Raw genomic sequence first — 26,411 nt, forward strand, 5'->3', positions numbered from 1 at the left:
ACCGATGGCCCTTCGCATTATCTTCATGGGCACGCCGGACTTCTCCGTCCCGACCTTGACGGCACTGGCCGAGGCGGGCCACGAAATCGTCGCCGTCTATTCCCAGCCACCCCGCCCGGCCGGCCGCCGCGGCCTGGAGCTGGTCAAATCCCCCGTGCACCAGGCGGCCGAGCGGCTCGGCATTCCCGTCCACACACCCGTCAACTTCCGTGAGGAATCTGAGCGCGAGGCGTTCCGCGCCCTGAAGGCGGATGTCGCCGTCGTCGTGGCGTACGGCCTGCTTCTGCCGGAGGCTATCCTGACCGGCACGCGCCTCGGCTGCTACAACGGCCATGCCTCTCTTCTGCCGCGCTGGCGAGGTGCCGCTCCCATCCAGCGGGCGATCATGGCAGGCGATGCCGAGACCGGCATGATGATCATGAAGATGGACAAGGGACTCGATACCGGCCCTGTCGCACTCACCGGCCGCGTGGCGATCGGCGAGGCCATGACCGCCGGCGAACTGCACGATGCGTTGATGCAGGCCGGCGGCGCACTGATGGTCGAGGCCATGGGGAAGCTGGAGGCTGGCGATCTGCCGCTGACGCCGCAGGCCGAGGAGGGCGTGCTGTACGCCGCCAAGATCGACAAGGCCGAGACCCGTATCGATTTTTCCCGACCTGCCCGGGACGTGCACAATCATATCCGCGGCCTCTCGCCGTTTCCCGGCGCGTGGTTCGAATTGCCCGTCGCCGGCAAGCCGGAACGGGTCAAGGTGCTGGCAAGTGCGCTCATCGATGAAGCCGCCAGGCACCCCGCCGGAACGGTTCTCGACGATGCGCTGACCATCGCCTGCGGCAAGGGCGCCGTCCGGCTGATGCGCTTGCAGAAGGCCGGCGGCAGGCCGCTCGATGCGGCCGATTTCCTGCGCGGCACACCGGTCGCACCCGGTCAGGTCCTGGCCTGATGCCGCGCTACAAGCTCGTGATCGAATATGATGGCACCCCCTATGTGGGCTGGCAGCGGCAGGACAATGGGCCCTCCGTGCAAGGCGCCATCGAGGCGGCGATCCTGTCGCTGACCGGCGAGACCGTCTCGATCCGCGGTGCGGGACGCACGGATTCCGGCGTGCATGCGACAGGGCAGGTCGCCCATGCGGACCTGACGCGCGACTGGAAGGAACACACGCTCCGCAACGCCCTCAACGCCCATCTTGGCATGGCCGGCGAGCGTGTCGCGATTCTCGATGCAGCACAGGTGCCCGACGATTTCGATGCGCGCTTCTCCGCGAAGAAGCGGCACTATCTCTACCGCATCATCTCGCGCAAGGCGCCGCTCGCGTTGGAGGCGAACCGCGCCTGGTTTGTCGCCAAAGACCTCGATCACGAGGCCATGCATGCGGCTGGCCAGATGCTCGTCGGCAGGCACGACTTCACGACGTTCCGCGCAGCCCAGTGCCAGGCAAACAGCCCGGTGCGCACCATCGACCGGCTGGAGGTAACGCGCAGCGGCAATCTCATCGAGATGCGTGTGTCCGCGCAAAGCTTCCTGCACAACCAGATCCGTTCCTTTGCCGGGACGCTGAAGCTGGCGGGCGAGGGCAAGTGGACGGCGGATGATGTGCGTGCGGCGCTGGAGTCCCGCGACCGCAAGGCCTGCGGCCCCGTGGCGCCGCCGGACGGCCTTTACTTCATGGCCGTCGATTACTGAGCTAGACCGGCATCGTGCCGAGAAGACGCTGAAGCTCCTGGCCGACGATCATCGGCGGCAGCACGAAGATCGCGGTGATGGCCGCGGCCAGAAGCGTCTGCTTGCCGACGCACATCCAGACGAGCCGATACTGCAGCACGACACTGGCTCCGAAGACCACGTAGAGAAGCAGGCCGGCAAACGGCGCGCTGGTGGGCAGCACGAGTGTCAGCGCAAAGGGCACGGCGGCAGCATAGGCAAAGGGGATCGCAACCCAGTTGCTCGCGGTCACCAGCGTTGCGAGATAGTTGCCATAGCCCAGCGGGCGGGCAAGCACTGCCAGCAATACGAGCGGCAGCATCCAGCCGACGACATCGATAACGGCGAGTTTCACCAAGAAATTGAGACCGGCGGGCGTATCGGCGGGCATGGCGGCGAGATAGTAGAGCCGCCACGACGCCCAGATCACCGCAAAGGCCGGCAGGCACCACACGATCGCCCAGAACGACCGCGTGAAGCCGCGCAGCGTCAGGTCCAGCCAGCCGAAGCCTTCCTGCTTCTGGCGAAGCAGCAGAAAGACGCCGGTAAGATAGTGGAGAACCTCGTCAAGCCCGGGCATTGTCGAACCAACGTTCGATGAAGGTCTCGTAGATCACGGTCAGCGTCTCGAGATCGGCGACGGCCACGCGTTCGTCCACCATATGCATGGTCTGGCCGACAAGGCCGAACTCCACGACCGGGCAATAGTCCTTGATGAAGCGGGCATCGGAGGTGCCGCCGGTCGTCGAAAGCTTCGGCGCCCGGCCGGTTACCGCTTCTACTGCGCCTGATAGCGAGGCGATCAGCTGGTTGTTGCGCGTAAGGAAGACATGGCTGGGGCGTTCGGCCCAGGCGATATCGTAGCGCACGGGGTCGCGGCCGGGACGCAGCCGCTCGTCGGCGGCCGCGGCATCGAGCCGGCGCACGATCTCAGCCATCACGGTCTCGGCCGTCCAGACGTCGTTGAAGCGGATGTTGAAGCTGGCGGTTGCCTTGCCCGGCACGACATTGGTGGCGCGGTTGCCGATGTCGATGGTCGTGACTTCGAGGTTCGACGGCTGGAAGTTCTCCGTGCCGGAGTCGAAGGGCGGATGCATCAGGGCGTCCGTCAGCGCGACGATGCCGCGCACGGCATTGTCGGCGAGGTGCGGATAGGCGGCGTGTCCCTGCACGCCGTGCACCGTCACGGTGCCGGAGACGGAGCCGCGCCGGCCGATCTTGATCATGTCGCCGAGCTGGTCGGGATTGGTCGGCTCGCCCACGAGGCAGGCATCCCAGCGCTCGCCGCGGGCGGCGGCCCATTCGAGCAGCTTCACCGTGCCGTTGACAGCCGGGCCTTCCTCGTCGCCGGTGATGAGGAAGGAGACGGAACCCTTCGGCGGACCGTGCTTCTCGATATGGCGCGCGACGGCGGCGACGAAGCAGGCAATGCCGCCCTTCATGTCCACGGCGCCGCGGCCGAACATCTCGCCGCCTGCGATCTCCGCGCCGAACGGATCATGCGTCCAGGCAGCCTCGTCGCCGACAGGCACGACATCGGTATGGCCCGCAAACATCAGATGCGGACCGCCGGTGCCGATGCGGGCATAGAGGTTCTCGATATCGGGCATTCCTGGCTCGCTGGCCACCATGCGCTCCACCGTGAAACCGAGCGGCTCCAGCATGGCGGCAAGGGCCGTCAGCGCGCCGCCCTCGGCGGGCGTCACGGACGGGCAGCGGATCAGGGTGGCGAGATTGGCAATCGGGTCGACAGAGGTCATGGGCATGCGATCACGGCACGGAAACAGAGGGAATCGAGATGTAGCCCATCGTTCGCAAGCTGTCACGCGTGGCCGGAGTGCGTGCTGCTCAGTCCTTCGGATGGTCAGGGATGCGCCCGTATTCGTTCGGCCCGCGGGTGCCGGGCCAGACGAGAAACACGAAGAGCGCGAAGAAGGAAAGCGCGGGAACGAAGAGGCAGAGGATGAGCGGGGCCGGCAGGTTCATGTCGTGCAATCGCTTGATCGAAAGCATCAGCGAGGAGATGGTCGAGAGGACCGCGGCCAGGATAAACACGAGAGCCCACAGGATGAAGGACGGATGATCCTTGGACACGGTGAGGACGCGCGTGAAGGCAGCCGACATCACCATAAGCCAGAAGGCCCAGCCGAGCGCATGGGGCGCGCGGCTGAGGCGACCCGACCAGCCGAAGAAGAGCCAGGTGAGACGCGGTCTCTGCTCTTCAACGGCTGTCATGGCTCAATCCCGGAGCAGTTCGTTGATGCCGGTCTTCGAACGGGTCTGCGCATCCACGCGCTTGACGATGACGGCGCAATAGAGGCTAGGCGCGGGCAGACCGTTCGGCATGGTCTTGTCTGATGGCATGGAGCCGGCGACGACGACCGAATAGGGCGGCACTTCACCATAGGTCACTTCGCCGGTCGCGCGGTCGACAATCTTGGTCGACTTGCCGATGAAGACGCCCATGCCGAGCACGGAGCCCTCGCGCACGATGCAGCCTTCGACGACTTCCGAGCGGGCGCCGATGAAGCAATTGTCCTCGATGATGGTCGGGCCGGCCTGCATCGGCTCCAGCACGCCGCCGATGCCGACGCCACCGGACAGGTGCACATGCTTGCCGATCTGCGCGCAGGAGCCGACCGTCGCCCACGTGTCGACCATCGTGCCTTCGCCGACATAGGCGCCGAGATTGACGAAGGAGGGCATCAGGATCGCGTTGGGTGCGATATAGGCCGAACGGCGAACGACGCAGTTCGGCACGGCGCGGAAGCCAGCCTTCTCGAATTCGTTGACGCTCCAGCCGTCGAACTTGGAGGGCACCTTGTCCCACCAGGACGAATCGCCCGGGCCGCCCTTGACGATTTCCATCGGGTTGAGGCGGAAGGAGAGCAGCACGGCCTTCTTGAGCCACTGGTTCACCGTCCAGTTGCCGTCGGCGCCGCGTTCGGCGACACGCACCTTGCCCGCATCGAGCAGGTTGAGCGATGTTTCCACAGCGTCGCGGATTTCGCCGCGCGTGCTGGTGCTGACACCGTCGCGTTCCTCGAAGGCGCGTTCGATGGTTGCGGAAAGGGTGGCGAGATCGGACGTGCTCATCGGAATTCCTTAAACTTCGACGCTTATTTTCGCTTGTCGGGAGGCCGGAAGGTCGATTTCATCAATCAGCGAAATGCTCTAGAGCAAGTGCCGGAAAAGATGAAGCCCTTTTCCGGCAGATACTGTCGCACGGACGCAATGGTGATTCCGCGCGGCGGCAAGACAGGAAAAGAGTGATGGCAAGACTGAAGAAAAAGAATCTGCGCCGCAAGGATGGCGTGTGGGATCCGTTGGCCGACAGCGCGCAGGACAAGCATCGCGCCGCCGTCGTGCCCCAGACGCCGCAATCGGCTCATCCGGCCTATCGGCTTGCCTATGTCGACGACGATTTCCTTTGCCGCGAGGAACTGCGGCCCGTGCGCCTCCAGTTGGAACTCCTGAAGGTGGAGATGATGCTGGCCGAGCACGGCATCAAGTCGACCATCGTCATGTTCGGCGGTGCGCGCATTCCTGCCCCCGGCCAGGATGCCTGGGCGGCCCGCAACGAGACGCAGCGCGCCAATCTGGAGGCGGCCTCGGTCTACTACGAGGAAGCGCGCAAGTTCGCGCGCATGTGCTCTGAGAAATCGGCGGAACTCGGCTTCAAGGAATATGTCGTCGTCACCGGCGGCGGGCCGGGCGTGATGGAAGCAGGCAACCGCGGCGCCGCCGATGTCGGTGCGCCGTCCATCGGCCTCAACATCGTGCTGCCGCACGAGCAGGCGCCGAACCCCTATGTCACGCCGGAACTCAGCTTCAACTTCCACTATTTCGCGATCCGCAAGATGCATTTCCTGCTGCGCGCCAAGGCCGTCACGGTGTTCCCGGGCGGCTTCGGCACGCTTGACGAGCTGTTCGAGACGGTCACGCTGATGCAGACCGGGCGCATGGCGCTGGTTCCGCTCATCCTGTTCGGCAAGGAATTCTGGCACAAGATCATCGATTTCGATGCGCTGGCCGCCTTCGGCACCATTGCGCCCGGCGATGTCGAGCTCCTGGAATTCGTCGAGACGGCCGAAGAGGCCTGGGACATCATCGTGAAGTTCTACGAGAAGCTCGAGCCCGAGCAGGCTGTGGCCGAAGCCTGACACGAGGCCAAGCTGTACACTGCCGCCAATAAAAGACGCCCCGGCATGGCCGGGGCGTTTCAGTTGGACGTACTGGCAGGGAAAGCTCTATTTTTTGTGGTGCTTCATGACCATTTCGTCGGCAGTGATGAAGCCGTCGCCGTTGCGGTCGCGCTGCTTGAACAGGGCGGCGGCGGCCGTTTCCATCTCGGCCTTCGTCAGGACGCCGTTCTTGTTCGTGTCGGCGCGCTCGAACATACGTGCACCCATGCCGTCGATACGCGCGTCACGCATCGCCTGACGCGCGGCGTCCTTGGCTTCGCCATCGGTCGCCTTGACCGCACGAAACGCCTTGCGGGCATCCCGGAACGCTTCACGCTTGGCGTCGACTTCCGCCTTGGTCACTTCGCCGTTCTTGTCCGTATCGAACCGCTCGAAGTTTGCCGTGGCATAGGCTAGCATCTCGGCCTGCGAGATCTTGCCGTCCTTGTCGGTATCGACGCGCTCCAGCATGCGCTGCGCACGCTCTTCGCTCTTCTTGCCGTGCCACTTGCCCTTGCCGCCGGCGCGGACATCCGCCACGTCGATGGCGCCATCCTTGTTGGTGTCGCGACGTTCGAAGATCTTTTCGGCAGCAGCCATAACTTCGGCTTCCGAAAGCGTGCCGTTTTTATCGGTATCGGCGTGGTCGAACATTTTGCCCGCACCCGGCAGCATGTAGGGGCCAACGGCGCGCAGTGTCTCGCGGGCCTTGTCCTTGTCGGTATCGGCGGCGGCGCGGATCGCCTTGCGGGCATCCTTGAACGCGGCGTGGCGAGCCGTGATCTCATCCTTCGTCACCTGGCCGTCGCCATTGGCGTCGAAGGCCTTGAAGGCGTTGGCGGCATTGGCCTTGAATTCGGCAAGCGTCACCTTGCCATCCTTGTCGGTGTCGAGCCGCTCGATCATCGCGGTATGACGGGCATGATGCTTGTCGTGCTTGCCTTCGTGTTTCGCGGCGAAGGCGGGGGCGGCGATGCCCGAGAAGATAAGGCTGGCGGCAACGGCGCCGAGAAGGAGTTCCTTTTTAGCCATGGTCGTTCCTTTCATCCATTGTCGTCCCTTGGGAGCGCAGGATAGAGGGAAAGCCGGCCGTGGCCAGTTACAAATTGGTAATTGAACCCTTTGGCGGGAAAGGGTTTTTTCCGTGTCGGGAATGTGGCCGCTCGCGTCAGAGAAGCGCGTTGAGGAAGGCCGTAAGGTCGGACGTCGCATAATCGATATGCTTGTCCTCTTCCGAGCGCCTCTCCCAGGCATCCACGAATTCGTGGTTGTCGTTTTGCGGAATGAGCAACACCGTCTTCATTCCGAGCGTCTTCGGCACGAGAAGATTGCGCGGCAGGTCTTCGAACATCACGGCCTGCTGCGTCTCGATCCGGTGCAGCGCCATGAACTTGTCATAGGTCGCGCCCGCGGGCTTGGGCATGTATTCCGCCGCCACGATGTCGAAGACGTCGTCGAAATGGTCGAGGATGCCGAGCGCCTTCGCGGCCATCTCGGCATGCTTGACGCTGCCGTTGGTGAAGATGAACTTGCGGCCGGGCAGTGCGCGGATGGCCTCGCCGAGCGACAGGTCGGGCGACAGCACGCCGTAGTTGATGGCATGCGCCTTTTCCAGGAAATCCAGGGGGTCGATATTGTGATGGAGCATCAGCCCCTTCAGCGTCGTGCCGTGGTCGTAATAATACTGCTTTTGCAGGGCGCGCGCATCTTCGCGCGACAGACCGAGCAGCGCCGAGACATAGGCCGTCATGTTCTTGTCGATCTGGGCGAAGAGATCGACGTGATGCGGATAGAGCGTGTTGTCGAGGTCGAAGACCCAGTCACGCACATGGGCGAAGTCGGCTTTGTTCGGAAGATCGGTCATGGCTGCCTTATGCCATGGGCCCGCGCGGCGGCAAACGGAAATTTCAAGCGCCGCTTCGCCGGAGATGGATTTGCCGAAACCGCCGTGCTAGCGGCAGTGCATGGAACTCTGGATCCCCATCACCATCGCCGCCGCCTTCCTGCAAAACCTGCGCTCGGCCCTGCAGAAGCATCTTCAGGGCTCGCTTGGTACGCGCGGCGCGAGCTTCGTGCGGTTCGGCTATGGTTTCCCGCTGGCAATCCTCTATGCGCTTTCGCTGCACTGGATCGCCGGCCTGGCGTTTCCCGCGCTCAACTGGACCTTTGCGGCCTGGGCGGTGATCGGCGGCCTCGCGCAGATCTTCGCGACGATGCTGCTCGTCTACCTCTTCTCGCTGAGAAATTTCGCCGTCGGCACGGCCTATTCCAAGACGGAGCCGGTCCAGGCGGCGATCTTCGGTTTCATCCTGCTCGGCGAGCGCATCACGCCCGGCGCAGTCGTCGCCATCATCGTCGGGGTTATCGGGGTCATGCTGATCTCGGTCGCCCGGTCGCCGCTGTCCTGGCGCAACACTTTCGCGGCGCTGACCGGCCGCACCGCCCTGATCGGCATCGCCTCGGGCGGTGTCTTCGGCGTGTCGGCAGTCGCCTATCGCAGCGCCGCCCTCTCGCTGGATGGGCCGGGGCCCATCATGAACGCGGCCGTCACGCTCGCCTGCGTGACGACCTTCCAGACGGCCTTCATGCTGATCTGGATGCTGTGGAAGGACAAGAACGAGATCGTTCAGGTGCTGAAGAGCTGGCGCTCCTCGTCGCTGGTCGGCATTACCGGCGTCATGGGCTCGGCCTGCTGGTTCACGGCCATGAGCCTGCAACAGGTGGCCTATGTGCGCGCACTCGGCCAGATCGAGCTGGTCTTCACCTTCATGGCCTCCTACTTCCTTTTCCATGAGCGGGTGAACCGCACGGAAGTGGCAGGATGCCTTCTCATCGTCTGCGGCATCCTCGGCCTGCTCTTCTGGTAGACCCGGCGGCGCGTTGCCGCCGGTGAGAGCCGTCAGGGCACGATCAGCGTGCCGGCGCCATGCTCGGTGAAGAGTTCGAGAAGCACCGAATGGGCTGTCTTGCCGTTGAGGATGACCACGCCCTGGACACCGGCCTTGATGGCGTCGATGCAGGTCTCGACCTTCGGGATCATGCCGCCGGAAATGGTGCCGTCCTTGATGAGCGCGCGGGCCTGCGCCACCGACAGTTCCTTGATGAGCTGGCCATCCTTGTCGAGCACGCCGGGAACGTCCGTCAGGAAGAGCAGGCGGGTGGCGTTCAGCGAGCCGGCGATGGCGCCCGCGAAGGTATCGGCGTTGATGTTGTAGGTGTGGCCGTCGCGGCCGGGGGCAACAGGCGCGATGACCGGAATCATCTCTGACTTGGCAAGCAGGTCGATCAGCGTGCGGTCGACTTCCACCACCTCGCCGACGAAGCCGAGGTCCAGAACGCGCTCGATATTGCTGTCGGGATCGGTGACGGTCTTCTTGGCCTTCTCGGCGAAGACCATGTTGCCGTCTTTGCCGCACAGGCCGATCGCCCATTCGCCGGTCTGGTTGATGAGCGCGACGATCTCCTTGTTGATCGAGCCGGCCAGCACCATCTCGACAATCTCGACCGTCCTCTGGTCGGTGACGCGCAGGCCGCCTTCGAACTTCGATTCGATGCCCATCTTGGTCAGCATGGCGCCGATCTGCGGGCCGCCGCCGTGCACGACGATCGGGTTGACGCCGGACTGCTTGAGAAGCGCGATGTCGCTGGCGAAAGCCTTGCCGAGCTCCGGGTTGCCCATGGCGTGGCCGCCATATTTCACCACGATGGTCTTGTTCTCGTAGCGCTGCATGTAGGGCAGGGCCTGAACGAGAAGGCGGGCTTGGTTTTCGCTTTCGGATTGGGACATGGCGGCCTCTCGGGAATGGGTGGGCGCCTGTTTAACGCATGTTTTGTGACGATGGAATGATCCTCTTTTCACAATGCGTCGGCGGGCGCGAGAAAGCGCCTTTCACAGCTGCGGCGTCGATAGCGCAATGGCGATGGGAAGATTATGATGTCCATGCGTGTCTGCTATGGGAAAATGCATCCGCGCGTTCCTATATGAGAGAAAACCACCGTTGCGCGCCATCCGCGCGAACCGAGAGAGTGCAGGAAGCGATGACGGCATTCGGCCGAGATATGGGAGAGACCCGCTGCGACGAAGTGATCGCCGGTGAATATGTGCTCGGCGCGCTTTCTCAGGAGGATTGCCGCAAGGTCGAGGCGCGGCTGGCATCCGACCGCCGCTTTGCGGCGATGGTCGGCCGCTGGCAGGAAACGCTCTTGACCTTCAGCGACGACACGCCGCCGCATGCCGCGCCCGGTGTCGGCCTCGGCGGCGGCCGGCAGGTCCTGCATATGGGCCCATGCGATGCGGTGTTCACAGGCAAGGTTTCGGGTGGGTGCTGGAATTCCCTCGGCTTCTGGCGCGGACTTGCCTTCGCGGGCCTTGCCGTTGCGGCCGGCCTCGTCCTGTCCCTCGGGGGCTTGCTCACGCAACGGCCCGTCGGTGCCGGCCGGCTCGTTTCCGACGCGGCCGGCGAGGGAGCCGCAATCGACCATTTCGTGCATTATGAAGAAACCAACGGCGCGCTCCGCCTCACGCCGGTTTCCGATGCGAATGAGAAAAAGCGTGCGCTCGAAGTCTGGCTGAAGAAGGAAGGCGAGGCGCCAGTGTCGCTGGGCGTTCTGCCTCATAAGGCCGGAAGCGCGCTCATCCTGTCACGATCCGGCGAACCGCCTGAAAAGTGAGATGGGGACGGTGGATTGCCGGTCTTCTCAGAACTCTTCCCAATCCGCATCCGATCTCTTCTCCTGATGTGCGCCGAATGCGCCGGCGAGCTTCTCGCTGAGTGCGAGCGCGGGAGAGGTGACGGGACGGGACTGGCTGGAAGCCGCCTTGACGTTCCATTGGCCCGGGGATTTGCGAACCGCCGCAGGCTGGGGTGTGACAGGCATCGACGGCGTCGTGGGGACGACGTGAAGATGCGGTGCCTGCACGGTTCGGCTTGACGCCGCCGCGCCGCCGACATTGAAGCGGCCGATCAGAGCGTTGAGTGCCTGCACTTCGGCGGCTAGGCCGTGGCTTGCGGCCGTGGTCTCCTCGACCATGGCAGCATTCTTTTGTGTGCCCTGGTCCATGCTGTTGACGGCTGTGTTGATTTCCTGAAGGCCCACCGACTGTTCGCGCGCCGCCTCGACGATGGCCGCAACGTGGCTGTTGATCTCCTGCACTTCGGTGACGATGGTCTGCAATGCGCGACCGGTGTCGCCGACCAGGGAGACGCCGGTGCGGACTTGCTCGCCCGAGGTGGTTATCAGCGACTTGATTTCCTTGGCGGCCTTGGCCGAGCGCTGGGCCAGTTCGCGGACTTCCTGCGCCACGACTGCAAAGCCCTTGCCGGCCTCGCCTGCGCGAGCGGCTTCCACGCCGGCGTTCAGCGCCAGAAGGTTGGTCTGGAAGGCGATATCGTCGATCACGCCGATGATGCTGGTGATCTCGCTGGAGGATTTCTCGATTTCATGCATGGCCGCGACAGCGCGGCGAACGATTTCGCCGGACTTTTCGGCGCCCGTGCGCGTTCGCGAAACGAGGTCTCCGGCTTCTTCCGCGCGCCGGGTCGAATCCTTGACGGTGGTGGTGATCTCTTCCAGCGCCGCGGCGGTCTCCTCGACGGAAGCGGCCTGCTGTTCCGTGCGGCGCGACAGGTCGTCGGCCGCCGAGCGGATCTGGCTTGCGCCCGCATCGATCGCCGCGGCGTTCTCGCCCACTTCGCGCAGCGCATCGCTGAGGCGCGAGACGGAGGCGTTGAAGTCCGCCCGCAGCCGGTCGAGATCACCCTCGAAGGGCACGTCGATGCGGCAGGTCATGTCGCCGGCGGCGAGCTTGCCCAAAGCGTCTGCAAGGCTTGCGACCGCCTGCTGGACCTGACCGCTGTCACGGGTGCGTTCCGCCTCGCGTGCCTGTCGCTCGCTGTCGGCGCGGTGGCGGTCGTCTTCGGCCTGGCGTTCGAGACGCTGGCGCTCGGCGGCATTGTCGCGGAAGACGGCGACGGTGCCGGCCATGTCGCCGATCTCGTCCTTGCGGCCGGCGCTGGGGATGGTGACGACCGTATCGCCTTCGGCCAGCCGCTTCATTGCGCCGGCAAGGCCGTTGAGCGGTCGCACGACGCGTCGGTTGACGAGGAAAATGGCAGCGATGGCGAGGCCCATCGCGGCGGCGAGCGAGGCCCAGGTCAGCGCAAAGGCGGAACCTTCCTCGCCGCGTGCGGTCTCGATCGTCTCGTCCGTCACGGTCTGGGTGTGCGCCACGAGCGCGTTGAGCGCCGCGGTGATCGCATCGGCACTTGCCTTCATCGACCCCTTGTAGATGTCGAGCGCCGGTCCCTTGGCGCCGATGGCGGAGAACTGCACGAGCTTGCCGGCTTCGTCGAGATAGGTCGTCAGCGTCGCCTTGATGGTGTCGATCCCGGCGATTGCCGCGGCGTCGCCGCTGTTGTCGGCCGCATGGGTCTTCACCATGGCCTCGAAGGCTTCCGTGCGTTCCTTGATGCGCGCCTCGATGCGGCCGATCTCGTCCGGGTCCATCGAAAGCAGATGTTCTGCGTAGATCGCGTTGAGATCGGAGAAGGCGTGGCTCAGCTGCAGGATGGCGCTCAGCTGCGGCATGCGGTCGGTGCCGATGCGCTCGATATGGCCGGTCATCGCCGACAGCGAGCGGAAGGCAACCGCGCCTTGCAGCGCCCCCAGAACGACCATCAGAAGGAAGAGCGCCGGCAGGAGCCTGCTGATCCGGACATTGTGCATGACAGTTCCCTGGTTTTCTCGAAGACGCGCTTTGTGCGGTTGCGCGAAAGTCTAGGGCCCGTCCTTTAACGCGGCCTTAATGGAGCGTTCTCATCTCCTGCCTTGCCGGCCGGTTTTCCCCACCCTACATGCGAGGTCGAACAGGAGTTTTCGATGATCCTCGACGCCGCGCGGCTTGCGCTTGCCAACCTCTTCGCCCCCGAAACGCGTAGCGTCTTCTGGAAGGTTCTGGGCCTGACACTCCTCGCCCTCATCGTCGTGTGGTTCGGGCTGCGCGAAAGCTTCATCGCCTTCGCCTGGCCATGGCTGCAAGGCGCGTTCATGCCCGATCTGCCGCAATGGGCCGGCTGGCTCACCTTCGTGTTCGGCATCGTCGCCAGCATCGGGCTTGCGCTCGGCCTGGCGCTGCTGCTGGCCCCAGTGACCGCCATCATCGCCGGCTTCTTCCTCGACGACGTCGCCGAGGTCATCGAGAAGCGGGACTATCCAAACGAAACGCCGGGCGTTCCCTTACCGATGGGGCAGGCGATTGCCGGCTCGGTCAAATTCCTCGGCATCGTTCTTGTCGGCAATCTCGTCGCGCTGTTCTTGCTGTTCATCCCCGGCGTCAATCTCATCGCCTTCTTCGCCGTCAACGGCTACCTGCTCGGCCGGGAATTCTTCGAGTTTGCCGCCATGCGCTATCGCTCGCCGCAGGAGGCGCGGCTGTTTCGGGAAAAGCACTTTTCCACGGTGCTGATCGCCGGCCTGCTGGTCGCGGCCTTCCTGGCAATACCGATTGTCAACCTTCTCACCCCGCTTTTCGCCGCTGGCCTCATGGTGCACGTGCACAAGGCTTTGAGCCGCAAGGACCCCGGCTTCGCGCTTCCGCAGGCATGATAAAGGAAAAGCCGGCACAGGATCGTGCCGGCTTTTCGATCGTCAGATGGCGGTTCGGCTCAGTAGGCGCCTTCGTACGCCGCGCAGATCTCCGCCTGGGTCTTGCCCGCGAGATAGGCGATCTCGCCTTCCTTGTGCTTGACATAGACGTCTGCGAAACCCTCCGGGAACCAGCCGCAAACGGTCTCGTTGCCGCGGAACCTCTGCAAAGCCGCTTCCAGCGTCTGCGGCAGGCGGACATAGCCACGGGCGGCAAGTGCATCCGTGCCGAGAAGCGAAAGATCTTCCTGCGTTGCCTCCGGCACGGCAAGGCCTTCCTCGATGCCCTGCACGCCGGCATGGACGATGGCGGCAAGCGCCAGATGCGGGTTTGCCGCACCGTCCGCCGCACGGAATTCGAAGTTGAACTGCGCGGCGCGGGCAATGTCGCTGATATCGGAGACCGGGCAGATGCGCACCGACGCTTCACGGTCCCGGAAGCCGAGATTGTTGAAGGCAGCACTCCAGCGATGCGGCGTCAGCCGCAGGTAGGAAACGACGCTCGGTGCGGTGATCGCGATGATCGAATCGAGATATTTCAGGATGCCGGCGACGAACTTGCCCGCGACATCCGAGAGTTCGTGCTTGCCAGCGGGATCGTAGGTCAAGGGATTGCCCGACGCGTCCAGCATGCTCATGTGGACATGCACGCCATTGCCGACGCCGGCCGGGTCGCGGATCGGCGTGAAGGTCGGGTCGTAGCCGAGCTCGCGGGCAACGAGGCCGACGATCTCGCGGGTGATGATGGAATGGTCGGCGATGGTCACGCCCTTTTGCGGGCCCATCGTCACCTCGAACTGCCCGGCGCCGAACTCCTTGAGGATCGTGTCGGGCGTCACGCCGGCCGTGCGCATGCCGGCGATGATCGCCTCGCAGAAATGCCGCTCCCGCTGGAAGCCGCCCAGCGTGAAGGCGCCGCCGACCTCTGACACCAGATGCTTGATCTGGAATTCATGTTCGAAGGCGCCGTAGAGCGTCACGCCTGCCACCCTTTGCAGGCGCTCTAGCGCGCCTTCGAGGATGGAGCGCGTGCAGAATTCCCATGGCCTGCCGTCGGTATAGCGGATGTTGCCGAGCACGAAGTTCTCGTTCGGCGCGCCTTCCTCGCTTTCGATGCTGACGCTGGTCGCCGGATCGGGAATGAGCACGAGGTCGCCCAGCGAGCCGAAGGGGCTTTCGGCGATGGCGTCGAAGCAGGTGATCTGGACATTGGTCGGCGTCCAGCCCACGCCGCGCTTCAGGCGCTTTTCCATCTGCGCCAGCGGAAAGGCCTTGCCGCGCACCTTGCCGGAAAGGTCGCCGCAGCAGGCAACCATCATTTCTTCACGTTTCATCGTCGTCCCCGTTGATCGTATCCTGATCGTAGCCCGGCATGGAGAAGCGTACGCCGTCCCAATCCCTGATGCGTTTCTGCGTCGCCTCCCAATCGGCCTCGGAGACGCGCACGATCAGCGCCTCGACGAGAACGATTGCGGCCGCCACCGTATCCCAGGCCGTGCCGGCCTCGATCGGCAGGGCGACGATGTGGTCGGCGCTGCGGGCGGCCGGCGACATCCATTTGTCGGTGATCACGACGATGGTGGCGCCACGCGCCTGCGCGATCGTTTCGGCAAGGCGTGCGAGGCTGAGCTGATAGCGCCGGAAATCGAACAGCAGCACGACATCCTTCTTGCGCATGCGCAACACGTGTTCCGGCCAGAATTCCGGATTGTCGGACATGTGGTAGATGCCGCTGCGGATCTGCCGCAGATGGATCGACAGGAAGGACGCGACATTGTCGCTGACACGGCCGCCGAGCAGGAAGATGTTGCGCGAAGGATCGGCGATCAGGTCGGCGAGGATATCGAACTGCGCCTGCGAGACGGTTGCCGCCATCTCCTGCGTGACGGAGGCGATGCGCCGTACATATTCCGACAGGAATTCCGAATGGCCGACCGGCGTTTGCCGCGTCTTCAAGTCGAGCGGCGATCGCTGCCCTTCCTTCAGCTCGGCGATGAGCTGACGTTGCAGATCCTGGAAGCCGCTGCAGCCGATCTTGCTGACGAAGCGGGTGATCGAGGGCGCGCTGACGCCGGTTTTCGCCGCCAGTTCCTGAATGTTCTCGAGCCCCGTGAAGGGGTAGTCGGCAAGGATGGCATTGGCGATCTTGCGCTCGCTGGCGGTCAGCTGCCCAGCAGCCTCCCGGATCCGCGTGCGGACCGTCGTCGACGATTTCCCATCGCTCATAAGTGTGTTCCCGTTATTGGGGCCGGATATTTGCGCCATGAAAAAAATTAGTCAAATGGAAAAATCGGATTGACTATGATTGGAAAATTTCTTTGACTGGCTGTCATAGAAGCTCACGTGTCGGCCCAAGCCGATACGTTCGACGGATACCATTTCATGCTCAGTCTTGCAGATAGCGACATGTCCAGATTGCTGAATGCTGGCGACCCGGACCCCGTGGAATGGATCAACGCGACCGGGCGTTCGTCCATCTTCCTGACCTGCGAGCATGCCGGCCGCGCCGTGCCGGCCGCACTTGGCGATCTCGGTGTCGCGTCCGCGGAAATGGACCGGCACATCGCCTATGATGTCGGGGCCGAAGGCCTTGCCCGCCGGCTTGCGGAACGGCTCGATGCCGCTCTCATCCTCCAGCGCTACAGCCGTCTGGTGATCGACTGCAACCGCCCGTTCGAAGCGGAAGACTGCGTTCTCAAGCAGAGCGACGGCACGCTCATTCCGGCCAATGCCAATGTTTCCGACGCCCAGCGGCGCGGCCGTTTCGTGGAAATCCACCAGCCTCTGCATGAGGCAATCTCCGTTGCGCTGGAACGGCGGCAGGCGGCTGGCGGGCCGCTTGTCCTCGTTTCGGTGCACAGCTTCACGCCCGTCATGCGCGCCACCGGCGCGGTCCGCGATTTCGAACTTGGCCTGCTCTACAACAGGGATGCGCGCTTTGCCGAACGGCTTGCGGAAACCTTCAGCGCAGCGAATGCCGACGTGACGGTCAAGCTCAACGCGCCGTATCACGTTGACGATGTCTCCGACTACACCATCCCGGTGCACGGTGAACGACGCGGCATTCCGCATGTGCTCATCGAAGTGCGCAACGACCTCATCCAAGACGCGAGCGGTCAGGAGGCATGGGCCGAGCGCCTTGCCGGCCCGCTTCTCCTCGCAGCCCAAAGCCTTGAAGGATCTTCCGATGGCCGCTGACCATCCCTCCACCCGCAACCTGCCGCTCGATCCGGCCGCGTCCGCCATCCTCTTCATCGACGTGCAGAACTTCTCCGTGCGCCGTGACGGCGGCGAGTTCAAGGACGTCTCCGACGCCGATATCGAGGGCAAGTACGGCTACTATTTCAAGCGCATCCATGAGGTCGCCATCCCGAACATGCAGCGCCTGCTTGCCGGCTTCCGCAAGGCCGGCATCGAAGTGCTGCACACGACGATCGAAAGCCTGACGAAGGACGGCCGCGACCGCAGCCTCGATTACAAGATCACCGGCTTCAACGTGCCGAAGGGCTCGTGGGACGGCAAGGTCATCGACGAGCTGGAGCCGCTGGAGGACGAGATCGTCCTGCCGAAGAGCTCGTCGAGCGTCTTTGTATCCACGCATGTCGATTACATCCTGCGCAATCTCGGTGTACGGCAGATCGTGCTCTGCGGTCTCCTGACCGACCAGTGCGTGGAATCAGCGGTGCGCGATGCCTGCGACCTCAATTACCTCGTGACGCTCGTGCCCGATGCCTGCGGCACCTATTCGCAGGAGCGGCACGACTTCTCGATCAATGCGATCAAGGGCTATTGCCGGCAGATTTCGACCGACGATCTGCTCAAGGAAATCGGGCAGTAAGCGGCCCGGCACAGTTACGCGACGGGATCAACCAAGGAGCTTTCAGGCGGGCCGCACAAAACAAGAAAAAGGCCGGACCGCATGCCATTCACAGCCGCAAGGCATTCATCAAGGGGAACGATCATGATGAAAACATCCAAATTGCTTCTGGCGGCGGGCCTCGTGCTTGCCTCTTCCTCCTCCGCCGCCTTTGCCGATGACGACAAGATCGTCATCGGCGGCGCGCTTTCGATGACGGGTATCCAGGCCCCGCTCGACACGCCCGGCTTCAACGGCGCGCAGGTCGCAGTCAAATACCTGAACGACAATGGCGGCGTGCTCGGCAAGAAGATCGAGTTCATCAATATCGACGGCAAGTCCGATCCGGTCACGGTCGGCAACGTCGCCGTCGAACTGATCGACAAGGGTGCCCAGGTCATCGTCGCACCCTGCGATTTCGATTTTGGCTCGCCGGCCAGCCGCGAGGCGCAGTCCGCCGATATCGTCGGCATCTCGACCTGCGCCTCCGACCCGCTCTACTCCTCGTGGTCGCTCGGCGACAAGCAGTTCACGCTCTCCATGTGGAACACCACGATGGGCGCGACGGCTGCCGATTTCGCGCTTAAGGAAAAGGGCTGGAAGACGGCTTATGTCGTCACCGACCAGTTCATCGCCTACACCAAGTCGCTCTCCAAGTACTTCGTCGAGCAGTTCAAGGCTGACGGCGGCGAAATCCTGCTGGAAGACACCTATACGAACGGCGACAACAACTTCTCCGCCCAGCTTTCGCGCCTCCAGGCGCTCGGCAAGAAGCCCGACGTCATCTTCGTTTCGTCCTACGGCACGGATATCGGCGTGATCATCCGCGCGCTGCGTGAAGTCGGCTACGATGCGCCGGTTCTCGGCGGTGACGCCTATGACGATCCGGCCATGCACGAAGCGCTCGGCGAGAAGTTCGGCAACGACGTCTATTTCGTCACCCACACCTGGATGGGCGCAGGCGCCGATCCGGAGATGGAAAAGTTCATCGGCCTCTACAAGGAGATGTTCGGCAAGGACCCGGATACTTCCTTCGTTTCGACGGGCTGGGACACGATCATGATGATCGCTCAGGCCATTACGGCGGCCGGCACGACGGAAGGTGCCGCACTGGCCAAGGCGCTTGAAGACGGCAATTTCAAGCTGCTCACCGGCGAACTTGACTACGGCACGGCCGAAGAGGGACACGTCCCGAACAAGGCCGCCGCGGTGATCGAACTCAAGGCCGGCAAGCCGAGCTTCGTTGGCTGGCGCAAGCCGGAATCCCTGCCGAAGCCCTGATCCCTGCCGTTCGGGCCGGCGCATCAGCCGGCCCATACTTTTCGGAAAAGCCATGTCTGAAGCACGTCTCGCGGTAAATGACGTGTCGGTGGAATTCACCGGCCTCCGCGCTCTCGACCATGTCTCGCTGTCCGTCGCCACCGGCGAGGTTCTCGGCCTCATCGGGCCGAACGGATCCGGCAAGACGACGATGATCAATGCGATCACCGGACAGGTGAAGCTCGCCGGCGGCACGATCACCGCCGGCGACGTCACGCTGTCGGGTTTGTCGCCGCGCGATATTGCGCTGGCCGGCGTCAGCCGCTCGTTCCAGATCGTTCGCCTGTTCAACGGCATGACGGTGCTGGAGAATGTGGAGGCCGCGGCCCTCGCCAAGGGTGTTTCCCGCGCCGTCAGCACCGAGCGCGCGGTCAGGCTGCTCGACGAGCTTGGCCTGACGGACAAGGCGGACGAGCTTGGCGAGAGCCTGAGCTACGGCGACAAGCGTCGCGTCGAGATCGCCCGTGCGCTGGCCGCCGAGCCGCGCTTCCTGCTGCTCGACGAACCGGCCGCCGGCATGAACGATACCGAGACAGAGACATTGCTGCACACATTGTCCGAGCTGCCGAAGACCCGAGGCCTCGGCCTCATCATCATCGACCATGACATGGGTCTCATCATGCGACTCTGCCACCGCCTGCACGTCCTGGCCTCCGGCCGCACCATCGCCGAAGGAGACGCCGCCCACGTGCGCAGTCATCCGGCCGTTGTGGAAGCCTATCTCGGCAAGGGGGCGGCCCATGCTTGATGTGCGCGACCTCTCCGTCAGCTATGGCACGATCCGCGCCGTGCGCGGCATCAGCTTCACCGTGGGCAAGGGCGAACTCGTCAGCCTGCTCGGCGCAAACGGCGCGGGAAAGTCCTCCACCATCAAGGCGATCGCCGGCGCGATGAAGACCTCCGGCGGCGCAGTCACGCTCGAAGGCAAAGACATCACCTCGGCCAATCCCGAGCAGGTCATCCGTGCGGGCCTTGCCACCGTACCGGAAACCCGTGACGTCTTTCCGGACCTGACGGTCGCCGAGAACCTGATGCTGGGCGCCTACATCCATCGCCGCGACCACGCCGGCAACCGCGAGAACCTCGACAGGCTGCACACGCTCTTTCCGCGCCTCGCCGAACGCGCCTCGCAAGCGGCGGGCACGCTGTCCGGCGGCGAACAGCAGATGCTGGTCATCGCCCGCGCGCTCATGGCGCGCCCGAGCGTGCTGCTTCTCGACGAACCCTCCCTGGGTCTGGCACCCGCCATCGTCGAACGCATCTTCGAGATGATCGAGACCCTGAAGAAATCCGGCCTGACCATCCTGCTCGTCGAGCAGAACGTGAACCAGGCGCTCGCCGTCGCCGATCGTGCCTATGTCATGCGACTTGGCGCGATCGTCGCGTCCGGCACGGCAGACGAGATCCGCTCCACCAGCGATCTCAGCGCACATTATCTGGGAGGCTGATCCATGGCTTTCGCGATCCAGTTCCTCATCGACGTGCTCAGCCTCGGCGGCGCCTATGCGCTGATGGCGCTCGGCCTTGTCATCATCTACGGCATCCTGCGGCTGGTGAATTTCGCCTATGGCGAACTCATCATGGTCGCCGGCTATACCATGTTCCTGACGAGCGGCTCCGGTCTGCCCTGGCTGCTCATGGCGGTTCTCGCCGTTGCGATGGCGGTCGTCTTCGGTATCCTCACGGACTACATCGCCTTCCGTCCGGTACGCGCGAAATCGGTGACGGCGGTGCTGATCACCTCCTTCGCTTTCTCGAACCTGTTGCAGAACGCGGCACTGCTCTTCATCTCGCCGCGTCCGCGCAATGTGCCGCTGCCAGACATCTTCTCGCAGACGGTCTCGATCGGCGGGGCAATCACGCCGGTGCGCAATCTCATCACCATCGCCGCCTCCATCGTGCTGTTGGCCGCCGTCGCCTTCCTGATGCGCAAGACGACGCTCGGCATCGCGATGCGCGCGGCCGCCACGAACTTCACCATGGCACGCATGCTGGGCGTCCCGGCCAACCTGATCATCTCGTCGGCTTTCGCGCTGTCGGGTTTCCTAGCCGGCGTCGTCGGGCTGCTGTGGATCGGGCGTATCGGCACGGTCGTGCCCGGCGTCGGTCTCGAGCCGCTGCTCGTGGCCTTCATCGCCACCGTCATCGGCGGAATGCGCAGCCTGCCGGGTGCGGTGGTCGGCGGCTTCCTTCTGGCGCTGATCGACACCACGCTCAACTACACCCTGTCGCAGGACCTCCTGAAGTTCCGCGATGCCTTCACCTTCAGCCTTGTGATCCTGATCCTGCTTTGGCGGCCCGAGGGCCTCATCAAGGGTCCGGCCAGCGGCCAGCGGACCTGAGGAGCGGAACCCATGAAACATTCCTATCTCACCGCCCTCATCCTGATCGCCGTCATCGCCGTGATTGCCGTCGGCAGCCAGATGCTCGGCATCAGGCTTTACGACCGCATCGCTACGAACCTCCTGATTTCGCTTGTTCTGGTCGTCGGCCTGCAAACCTTCATGGGCAATTCCGGCCTGCTATCCTTCGCCCATATCGGCTTCATGGGGCTCGGCGCCTACACGTCGGCGGTGCTGACGATCCCGGCGCAGATGAAGGGCATGGCACTGCCGGATCTCTATGAGTTCATGAAGGTCGTTGAAATCTCGCCGATGCTCGCCATGCTGGCCGCCGGCGTGGTCGCGGCCCTCGTTGCCGCCGTCGTCGCCTATCCTCTGATGCGGCTTTCGGATGCGGCCGCCGTCATCACCTCCTTCGCACTCCTCGTCGTGCTCTACACGGTCATGAACAACTGGAGCGCGCTCACCAACGGTCCGCGCACGCTGTTCGGCCTGCCCAAGACGACGGAGATGCCGATTGCCGCGGTTGTCGCCGCCGCCGTGGTGGTGGTTGCGCTCGCCTTCAAGGAATCGCGCACAGGCAAGCTGTTGCGCGCCTCGCGCGAAGACGAGGTCGCTGCGGCCGCGCTTGGCGCGAACATTCCGCACCTGCGCTGGCGCGCCTTCATCCTGGCGGCCTTCATCGCCGGTATCGGCGGTGCGCTGTGGGGGCATTTCATCACGTCCTTCGCGCCCAAGGCCTTCTACCTCAAGGAAACCTTCCTCATCATCACCATGCTGGTGATCGGCGGCGCCAACACCGTCACCGGCGCGGTTGCCGGCACGGTCCTCATCACAGTCGCCTATGAGGGGCTGCGCGGCACGGAAGCGGCGCTCAATGCCGGGTCCTCAGGTTCCGGCCAGGTCATCGGCCTGACGGAGATCGTGCTCGCGCTCGCGATGATCGCGGTCATGATCGTCCGGCCGGGCGGTCTCTTCCCGAACCGCGAGATCGGCCACATCCTCACCCGCAGCCGCCAAAAGAAGGAGAAGACCGCATGACCTGGAAAACCGCCTATCGCTCCTTCTACTATGCGAATGCCGAAGAGCCCGACGATATCGTGCTCGATCCGGAAACGACGGCACTGCTCGTCATCGACATCCAGAACACCTATCTCGATCCCAAGGATACGCCCGAGGAAACCGCGCGCTGGCAGCCGTTCTACGACCGCATGCGCCAGACGGTCATTCCCAACACGGCGCGCCTGATCGACGAGTGCCGCAAGCGCAAGGTGGAGGTGATCTTCGCGCGCATCGCCTGCCTGAAGCCCGATGGCCGCGACCGCTCGCTCAGCCAGAAGAAGCCCGGCTTCAACTACCTGCTGCTGCCCAAGGACCTGCCGGAAGGGCAGGTCGTGCCGGAACTCGAGCCGCGCGCGGACGAGATCGTCATCACCAAGACGACGGACAGCGCCCTGACCGGCACGAACCTGCGCCTCATCCTGCACAATATGGGCATCAAGGATGTCATCTGCTGCGGCATCTTCACTGACCAGTGCGTCTCCTCGACCGTGCGCAGCCTTGCCGACGAGAGCTTCGGCGTGGTCGTCGTGGACGATTGCGGCGCGGCCGCGACCGACGAACTGCACAAGCGCGAGCTTGAGATCATCAACATGATCTACTGCCACGTCGTGCAGCTCGACGAGGTCCTGACCTTCTTCAAGAAGTAAAGGGAAAGCCCATGTCCGGCCTCTATGCGCGTGAACGTCAGTCGGTTTCCTGCATGGCGCATCTGCGGTTCTTCCCGCAGGCGGTCGTCGGGGGAAGCGGTGCGTATCTCACGGCAGACGACGGACGGCGGCTTCTCGATTTCGCCGCATCCTGGGGTGCCGCGAGCCTCGGGCATTCCCACCCGGCGGTGCGGGCTGCGGTCGACCGTGCGCTCTCCGATCAGGCGGGAGCGAGCTACCTTTCGTCGGCGAACGAAGCCTGCGTCCTGCTTGCCGAAAAGCTCTTGTCGCTCGTGCCGGAGCAGGCGCGCGGCCGCGTCTGGTTCGGCCATTCCGGCTCTGATGCCAACGAGACCGTCGCGCGCATGGTGATCGCGGCAACCGGCCGGTCCCGCATTCTCGCCTTCGACGGCGCCTATCACGGCGGCACGGTCGGCTCCATGGCGGTCTCGGGGCACCCGGCGCAACAGGGCGCCCGCGCTGACGGCCTGACGCTCGTTCCCTATCCCAACAGCTATGCTGCGGATACGCCGCAGGCCGCGAGCGAGGCGGCCCTTGCTTATCTCGACAAGCTTTTCGAAACAGAAATCGCGCCGGACGAGATCGCAGCCTTCTTCATCGAACCCATCCAGTCCGACGGCGGCATGCTGGTGCCGCCGGACGGTTTCTTCAGGGCCGTCGAGGAGCGTTGCCGCAGGCACGGCATCCTCATCATCTCGGACGAGGTGAAGGTGGGGCTTGGCCGCTCGGGGCGCTTCAACGCCTTCGAACATTCCGGCATCGAACCCGACATCGTCGTCTTCGGCAAGGGCCTTGGCGGCGGTTTGCCGATCTCCGCCGTCGTCGGGCCGGAAGCGATCATGAATCACGCTGTGGCATTCTCGCTCCAGACCGTGCACGGCAATCCGGTCTGCGCGGCGGCCGCACTTGCCGTGCTGGAGACCATCCAGCGCGAACGCCTGACCGAGAATGCCGCCAGAACCGGTCGCGTGCTGCGCGACGGTCTGGATGCGCTCTCCCGGCGCCACGCCTTGATCGGCGATGTCCGCGGGCATGGCCTTGCGCTCGGCGTGGAACTGGTCGGCGATCGCGCCAGCCGCGCGCCTGCAATGCGGGAGACCGCCCTTACGGTCTACCGCGCCTTCCAGCTTGGCCTTGTGCTCTATTATGTCGGTGTGCGGTCGAATGTGCTGGAATTCACGCCGCCGCTCACGCTGACGGAGAGCGAGGCGCGCGAAGGCCTCGCCATTCTCGACCAGGCCCTCGCGGATGTCGCTGCGGGGCGGGTTGACGACACCTTGCTTGCGGATTTCTCGGGCTGGTAGCGTCCCTCTCTGCGATTAAGGCGTGGGGCCGTATAGCTGGGGCGGCAGTTCGACGAGCGGGGCCGGAACGTCGCAGGTCTTTTCAGGAGCCTTGCACAGATCAGCGATGACGCAGCGCTCGCATTCGGGCTTGCGCGCCTTGCAACAGTAACGTCCGTGCAGGATCAGCCAGTGATGGGCGTGGTAGAGATACTCGTCCGGGATGAGACGAACGAGCTTGTCCTCCACCTCGTCGGGCGTCTTGCCGGGCGCAAGGCGCAGGCGGTTGGCGATGCGGAAGATATGCGTGTCGACCGCCATGGTCGATTGCCCGAAAGCCATGGACAGCACGACATTGGCCGTCTTGCGTCCCACACCCGGCAGCATCACCAGCTCCTCGCGGGTGCGCGGCACGTCGCCGCCGAAGCGATCTATCAGCATCTGGCTGAGCGCGATCACGTTCTTGGCCTTGTTGCGATAGAGACCGATCGTCTTGATGTATTCGCGCAGCTTTTCCTCACCCAGCGCCAGCATCTTCTGCGGCGTGTCGGCCACCTGGAAGAGCGCGCGTGTCGCCTTGTTGACGCCGGCATCGGTGGCCTGCGCGGAGAGTGCGACGGCAACCACCAGCGTGAACGGGTTCACATGCTCGAGTTCACCCTTCGGCTCAGGCCGCTGGATGGAAAAGCGGCGGAATATTTCGCGCAGGTCATCCTGCGAATAAAGGCTCTTCGGCCGTGCGGACACTTTGCGGCGGACAGGGGCGGGGGCTCTCGATTTTTTGATCTTTCCGTTTTCCATGATGCTTCTATAGTCATGCGTCATGACACAAGGCAACGCCGACACGAGCATGGCCGACATGAGCATGAACGAGCGCCCGGTCTTCTCGGCCGAGCTTCATCCTTATCGTTCGCTCGGCCGCCACGGGCATCGCATCTTCTTCCTCATCGCCGGCGTTCTCAGCCTTGCGCATGTGGCCGTCTTCCTGATTTCGGGCGCGTGGCCGGTCGCCCTGTTCTTCGGCCTCGATTTCCTCGTTCTCTTCGGCGCCTTCTGGCTCAACAACCGGGCGGCGAAGGCGCGCGAACTGGTGTCGCTGTCACGCACCAGCATCTCCATCCGCAAGATCAGCGCGTCCGGTCGCGAAACGCAATATGCCTTCAACCCGTTCTGGGCGCGCTTCCTCGTTTCCCGCAAACCGAAGATCGGCATCACGGCCATGCATGTGCGCGGCAACGGGCGCGAGACCGATGTCGGCACGTTCCTGCCGCTCGATGACCGCGAGCGCTTCGCCTCGGCCTTTTCGGGTGCGCTTGCCCGCGTGAAGCGCGGTTATTGACGGGTCGGCAGGAAACGGGTGGCAGCCACGCCGGCGGCGTGCTTTTCTGGCGGCACAGGAGAAGACCATGAACATTGCCGCGACCTTGCAAGCCGATATCACCCCCGATGGCCAGGACTACGCAACCGTCCGACAGGTCATCGAGATGATCACCGAGGACTACCGTCAACAGCCGGGTCTGGAAGACATTGCCGCCCGTCTCGGCCAGTCGCCGAGCCAGCTGCAGAAGACCTTCACGCGCTGGGCGGGCCTTTCGCCCAAGGCCTTTCTCCAGGCTGTGACACTCGATCATGCCAAGCGCCTGCTGCGCCAGGAGGCGCTGCCGCTGCTCGAAACGAGCTTCGAAGTCGGCCTGTCCGGCCCCGGACGGCTGCACGACCTCTTCGTCACGCATGAAGCCATGTCGCCGGGCGAGTGGAAGGCGCGGGGCGCGGGGCTGACGATCCGCTACGGCCTGCATCCGTCGCCCTTCGGCACAGCGCTCGTAATGATCACCGACCGCGGACTTGCCGGCCTTGCCTTCACCGACCAGGCGGGCGGCACAGATGCCTTCGAGGATATGTCGTCCCGCTGGCCGAATGCCCATTATGTCGAGGATACCGAGGCAACGGCGGCCTATGCGGCCCGCATCTTCGATCCCGCGCGCTGGAACCCGGAGGAGCCGCTGCGGGTCGTGCTGATCGGTTCTGATTTCCAGGTTCGCGTCTGGGAGGCGCTGCTGCGTATCCCGATGGGTTGCGCCGTCACCTATTCGTCGATTGCCGAAAAGCTCGGCCAGCCGACAGCCTCGCGCGCCGTCGGTGCCGCGGTGGGCCGCAACCCGATCTCTTTCGTCGTGCCCTGCCACCGCGCGCTCGGCAAGAGCGGCGCCCTGACCGGCTATCACTGGGGCCTGACACGCAAGCGCGCGATGCTCGGCTGGGAATCGGGCCGGGCCTGACGGCGACCGCGAAGGGCGATGTCTACCCGAAATGGCGCGACGGCCGTCCCTCTTTCATGTTCCCGC

The 26,411-nt window shown here is 64.1% G+C and carries 28 protein-coding genes; 17 read left to right on the top strand and 11 right to left on the bottom strand.

Going from position 1 to position 26,411, the window contains the following annotated elements:
- Positions 1-4 precede the first annotated feature (4 nt).
- Both fmt and truA read left to right on the top strand, forming a co-directional pair.
- Positions 5-946, top strand: a complete 942-nt coding sequence (gene fmt / locus MKI86_RS08480; RefSeq protein WP_241599875.1) for a methionyl-tRNA formyltransferase — start codon at positions 5-7, stop codon at positions 944-946.
- A complete protein-coding gene (gene truA, locus MKI86_RS08485) occupies positions 946-1,689 on the top strand; it encodes a tRNA pseudouridine(38-40) synthase TruA (RefSeq protein ID WP_241599877.1) in 744 nt (247 codons plus the stop codon). The genes fmt and truA overlap by 1 nt, the downstream gene beginning before the upstream one ends.
- Before the next feature lies 1 nt (position 1,690).
- Here the strand turns inward: truA and MKI86_RS08490 are convergent, their stop codons facing one another.
- From MKI86_RS08490 to dapD, 4 genes are all read right to left on the bottom strand, one after another.
- On the bottom strand, positions 1,691-2,287 hold the full coding sequence (locus tag MKI86_RS08490; RefSeq protein WP_241599879.1) for a hypothetical protein: 597 nt from the start codon (positions 2,285-2,287) through the stop codon (positions 1,691-1,693).
- Positions 2,274-3,467: a succinyl-diaminopimelate desuccinylase gene (dapE, locus tag MKI86_RS08495; protein ID WP_241599881.1), complete on the bottom strand. Its 1,194-nt coding sequence runs from the start codon at positions 3,465-3,467 to the stop codon at positions 2,274-2,276. Before dapE ends, MKI86_RS08490 begins: the two co-directional genes overlap by 14 nt.
- An 88-nt stretch (positions 3,468-3,555) precedes the next feature.
- Positions 3,556-3,942 (bottom strand): DUF805 domain-containing protein, encoded by a 387-nt coding sequence (locus MKI86_RS08500; RefSeq protein WP_241599883.1) that lies wholly within the window; start codon positions 3,940-3,942, stop codon positions 3,556-3,558.
- 3 nt (positions 3,943-3,945) lie between these two features.
- Positions 3,946-4,803, bottom strand: a complete 858-nt coding sequence (dapD, locus tag MKI86_RS08505) for a 2,3,4,5-tetrahydropyridine-2,6-dicarboxylate N-succinyltransferase (protein WP_241599885.1) — start codon at positions 4,801-4,803, stop codon at positions 3,946-3,948.
- 176 nt (positions 4,804-4,979) lie between these two features.
- Between dapD and MKI86_RS08510 the strand changes: the two genes are divergently transcribed.
- Positions 4,980-5,870, top strand: coding sequence for an LOG family protein (locus MKI86_RS08510; protein WP_241599887.1), 891 nt, complete (start codon positions 4,980-4,982; stop codon positions 5,868-5,870).
- 87 nt (positions 5,871-5,957) lie between these two features.
- Here the strand turns inward: MKI86_RS08510 and MKI86_RS08515 are convergent, their stop codons facing one another.
- The gene (locus MKI86_RS08515) at positions 5,958-6,923 is read right to left on the bottom strand and encodes an EF-hand domain-containing protein (RefSeq protein ID WP_241599896.1); all 966 of its coding nucleotides are present in this window, start codon (positions 6,921-6,923) and stop codon (positions 5,958-5,960) included.
- A 136-nt stretch (positions 6,924-7,059) separates the two neighbouring features.
- Positions 7,060-7,755, bottom strand: coding sequence for a pyrimidine 5'-nucleotidase (locus MKI86_RS08520; RefSeq protein WP_241599898.1), 696 nt, complete (start codon positions 7,753-7,755; stop codon positions 7,060-7,062).
- A 100-nt stretch (positions 7,756-7,855) separates the two neighbouring features.
- On the opposite strand from MKI86_RS08520, the gene MKI86_RS08525 reads away from it, so the two are divergent.
- The gene (locus MKI86_RS08525; RefSeq protein ID WP_241599900.1) at positions 7,856-8,758 is read left to right on the top strand and encodes a DMT family transporter; all 903 of its coding nucleotides are present in this window, start codon (positions 7,856-7,858) and stop codon (positions 8,756-8,758) included.
- Positions 8,759-8,790: 32 nt separating this feature from the next.
- Here the strand turns inward: MKI86_RS08525 and argB are convergent, their stop codons facing one another.
- Positions 8,791-9,678: an acetylglutamate kinase gene (argB, locus tag MKI86_RS08530; protein ID WP_241599909.1), complete on the bottom strand. Its 888-nt coding sequence runs from the start codon at positions 9,676-9,678 to the stop codon at positions 8,791-8,793.
- Between the two features lie 251 nt (positions 9,679-9,929).
- Between argB and MKI86_RS08535 the strand changes: the two genes are divergently transcribed.
- Positions 9,930-10,562 carry an anti-sigma factor gene (locus MKI86_RS08535; RefSeq protein ID WP_241599911.1) on the top strand — a complete coding sequence of 211 codons (633 nt, stop codon included), beginning with the start codon at positions 9,930-9,932 and terminating at the stop codon, positions 10,560-10,562.
- Positions 10,563-10,589: 27 nt separating this feature from the next.
- Here MKI86_RS08535 and MKI86_RS08540 read toward each other — a convergent pair whose 3' ends face one another.
- Positions 10,590-12,617 (bottom strand): HAMP domain-containing methyl-accepting chemotaxis protein, encoded by a 2,028-nt coding sequence (locus MKI86_RS08540; RefSeq protein ID WP_269470862.1) that lies wholly within the window; start codon positions 12,615-12,617, stop codon positions 10,590-10,592.
- A gap of 153 nt (positions 12,618-12,770) precedes the next feature.
- Between MKI86_RS08540 and MKI86_RS08550 the strand changes: the two genes are divergently transcribed.
- Positions 12,771-13,496 (top strand): sulfate transporter family protein, encoded by a 726-nt coding sequence (locus MKI86_RS08550; protein ID WP_241599913.1) that lies wholly within the window; start codon positions 12,771-12,773, stop codon positions 13,494-13,496.
- A 59-nt stretch (positions 13,497-13,555) separates the two neighbouring features.
- On the opposite strand, the gene MKI86_RS08555 is transcribed toward MKI86_RS08550, so the two are convergent.
- Positions 13,556-14,869, bottom strand: coding sequence for a type I glutamate--ammonia ligase (locus tag MKI86_RS08555; protein ID WP_241599915.1), 1,314 nt, complete (start codon positions 14,867-14,869; stop codon positions 13,556-13,558).
- A complete protein-coding gene (locus MKI86_RS08560; protein ID WP_241599917.1) occupies positions 14,859-15,761 on the bottom strand; it encodes a MurR/RpiR family transcriptional regulator in 903 nt (300 codons plus the stop codon). The genes MKI86_RS08555 and MKI86_RS08560 overlap by 11 nt, the downstream gene beginning before the upstream one ends.
- Before the next feature lie 156 nt (positions 15,762-15,917).
- On the opposite strand from MKI86_RS08560, the gene MKI86_RS08565 reads away from it, so the two are divergent.
- The 9 genes from MKI86_RS08565 (at position 15,918) to MKI86_RS08605 (ending at position 24,087) form a co-directional block, all read left to right on the top strand.
- Positions 15,918-16,733, top strand: a complete 816-nt coding sequence (locus tag MKI86_RS08565) for an N-formylglutamate amidohydrolase (protein WP_241599919.1) — start codon at positions 15,918-15,920, stop codon at positions 16,731-16,733.
- Positions 16,723-17,373, top strand: a complete 651-nt coding sequence (locus MKI86_RS08570; RefSeq protein WP_241599920.1) for a cysteine hydrolase family protein — start codon at positions 16,723-16,725, stop codon at positions 17,371-17,373. Before MKI86_RS08565 ends, MKI86_RS08570 begins: the two co-directional genes overlap by 11 nt.
- A gap of 123 nt (positions 17,374-17,496) precedes the next feature.
- Entirely contained in the window at positions 17,497-18,672 is a 1,176-nt protein-coding gene (locus tag MKI86_RS08575) for an ABC transporter substrate-binding protein (RefSeq protein ID WP_241599922.1), read from the top strand.
- A gap of 52 nt (positions 18,673-18,724) precedes the next feature.
- Positions 18,725-19,459: an ABC transporter ATP-binding protein gene (locus MKI86_RS08580; RefSeq protein WP_241599924.1), complete on the top strand. Its 735-nt coding sequence runs from the start codon at positions 18,725-18,727 to the stop codon at positions 19,457-19,459.
- Positions 19,452-20,159 (top strand): ABC transporter ATP-binding protein, encoded by a 708-nt coding sequence (locus tag MKI86_RS08585; protein WP_241599926.1) that lies wholly within the window; start codon positions 19,452-19,454, stop codon positions 20,157-20,159. Before MKI86_RS08580 ends, MKI86_RS08585 begins: the two co-directional genes overlap by 8 nt.
- 3 nt (positions 20,160-20,162) lie before the next feature.
- The gene (locus tag MKI86_RS08590; RefSeq protein WP_241599928.1) at positions 20,163-21,053 is read left to right on the top strand and encodes a branched-chain amino acid ABC transporter permease; all 891 of its coding nucleotides are present in this window, start codon (positions 20,163-20,165) and stop codon (positions 21,051-21,053) included.
- Positions 21,054-21,065: 12 nt separating this feature from the next.
- Positions 21,066-22,094, top strand: a complete 1,029-nt coding sequence (locus MKI86_RS08595) for a branched-chain amino acid ABC transporter permease (protein ID WP_241599930.1) — start codon at positions 21,066-21,068, stop codon at positions 22,092-22,094.
- Positions 22,091-22,762 (top strand): cysteine hydrolase family protein, encoded by a 672-nt coding sequence (locus MKI86_RS08600; RefSeq protein ID WP_241599931.1) that lies wholly within the window; start codon positions 22,091-22,093, stop codon positions 22,760-22,762. The genes MKI86_RS08595 and MKI86_RS08600 overlap by 4 nt, the downstream gene beginning before the upstream one ends.
- An 11-nt stretch (positions 22,763-22,773) precedes the next feature.
- The gene (locus MKI86_RS08605; protein ID WP_241599933.1) at positions 22,774-24,087 is read left to right on the top strand and encodes an aspartate aminotransferase family protein; all 1,314 of its coding nucleotides are present in this window, start codon (positions 22,774-22,776) and stop codon (positions 24,085-24,087) included.
- 15 nt (positions 24,088-24,102) lie between these two features.
- Here MKI86_RS08605 and nth read toward each other — a convergent pair whose 3' ends face one another.
- The gene (gene nth, locus MKI86_RS08610) at positions 24,103-24,867 is read right to left on the bottom strand and encodes an endonuclease III (protein ID WP_241599935.1); all 765 of its coding nucleotides are present in this window, start codon (positions 24,865-24,867) and stop codon (positions 24,103-24,105) included.
- 22 nt (positions 24,868-24,889) lie between these two features.
- Between nth and MKI86_RS08615 the strand changes: the two genes are divergently transcribed.
- Together MKI86_RS08615 and MKI86_RS08620 are read left to right on the top strand one after the other, a co-directional pair.
- Positions 24,890-25,405: a DUF2244 domain-containing protein gene (locus MKI86_RS08615; RefSeq protein WP_241599937.1), complete on the top strand. Its 516-nt coding sequence runs from the start codon at positions 24,890-24,892 to the stop codon at positions 25,403-25,405.
- Between the two features lie 67 nt (positions 25,406-25,472).
- Entirely contained in the window at positions 25,473-26,345 is an 873-nt protein-coding gene (locus tag MKI86_RS08620) for a methylated-DNA--[protein]-cysteine S-methyltransferase (protein ID WP_241599940.1), read from the top strand.
- Positions 26,346-26,411 lie beyond the last annotated feature (66 nt).

The sequence above is a fragment of the Shinella sedimenti genome (genome assembly GCF_022601905.1).
Taxonomy (GTDB): Bacteria; Pseudomonadota; Alphaproteobacteria; order Rhizobiales; family Rhizobiaceae; genus Shinella; species Shinella sedimenti.